The 1121-nt window shown below is 61.3% G+C and carries 1 protein-coding gene; it reads right to left on the bottom strand.

What is annotated here, in order from left to right; translation table 11 throughout:
* Positions 1-38: 38 nt before the first annotated feature.
* Positions 39-1121 (bottom strand): IS3 family transposase gene (locus NHN26_RS17350; RefSeq protein WP_253090546.1). Its coding sequence is split into 2 segments (ribosomal slippage), with 1084 coding nucleotides annotated over them: positions 39-916 and positions 916-1121; the frame shifts between segments, so codons are not numbered across the junction. This gene is flagged as partial in the annotation.

The raw sequence follows: 1121 nt of genomic DNA, 5'->3' as shown, positions 1-1121 counted from the left end.
CTGGACAGATTTGCGGCGTTGCTAAGCTTGCCTGTTGATCATGCCGCCGCCTTCAGGTCTTGGCCCTGATGGGCCTCAACCGGTGTCCTTCCGCCAAGCGCCGAATGGGGGCGCAGGGTGTTGTAAAAGGCAATCCACTTGCCGATGCCTGCGCGCGCGGCGGAGCCGGTCTCGAAGGCATTCAGATAGACGCACTCATACTTCAGCGACCGCCATAGCCGCTCGATCATCACATTGTCCATCCAACGGCCGCGCCCGTCCATCGAGATCTTCACCGCCGCATCCAGCAACACCTTGGTGAACCGCGGGCTGGTGAACTGGCTGCCTTGATCGGTGTTGAAGATTTCCGGTCGGCCATGGCGGGCCAATGCCTCCTCCAGCGCCTCGATGCAAAATTCAACATCCATCGTGTTCGACAGCCGCCACGCCAGCACCCGCCGCGTCGCCCAATCCATGATCGCCACCAGGTAAAGGAACCCTCGCTGCATCGGAATATAGGTGATATCGGCGCACCAGACCTGGTTGGGTCGGTCGATGACCAGATTTCTCAGCAAATACGGATACTTGAGATGCTCCGGGTGGGGCACGGTGGTGCGCGGCATCTGATAGACGGCGCGCAGACCCATCTTCGCCATCAGTCGGCGAACCCGTTTGCGGCTGACGCAATAGCCCTGATTGCGCAGGTGCCGGGCCATCTGGCGGCTGCCGTAGAACGGCGTTTCCATGAACTGCGCGTCGATCAGCTTCATCAGCGCCAGGTTCAGCGGGCTCTCGCTGCTCGCAGGCCCATACCACGACGACCGGCTGATGCCGATCAGGGCGCATTGCCGTTTCACCGGCAAAGACGGGTGGCGCGGTTCGATCATTTCTCGCCTCCGGGCAATGCTCATCGACCGGAGGCCTTGGCTAAAAAATCCCGTTCCACCACCAATTGGCCGATCTTGGCATGCAGCTTTTCGATCTCGCCTTCCTTCTCGGCCGCCTTCGCCTCGGCCTTGCCCGAGAAAATCGCGGCCATGCCCTCGAGCGCCTGACGCTTCCAGGAATGGATCACCGTCTGATGCACGCCGTGCTTCGCCACCAACTCGGCGATCGTCGCCTCGCCACGAATGGCTTCAAGC

This window comes from Rhodovulum tesquicola (genome assembly GCF_024128855.1).
In the GTDB taxonomy this organism is placed as follows: domain Bacteria; phylum Pseudomonadota; class Alphaproteobacteria; order Rhodobacterales; family Rhodobacteraceae; genus Rhodovulum; species Rhodovulum tesquicola.
This window is presented reverse-complemented; position numbering and strand designations above follow the sequence as displayed.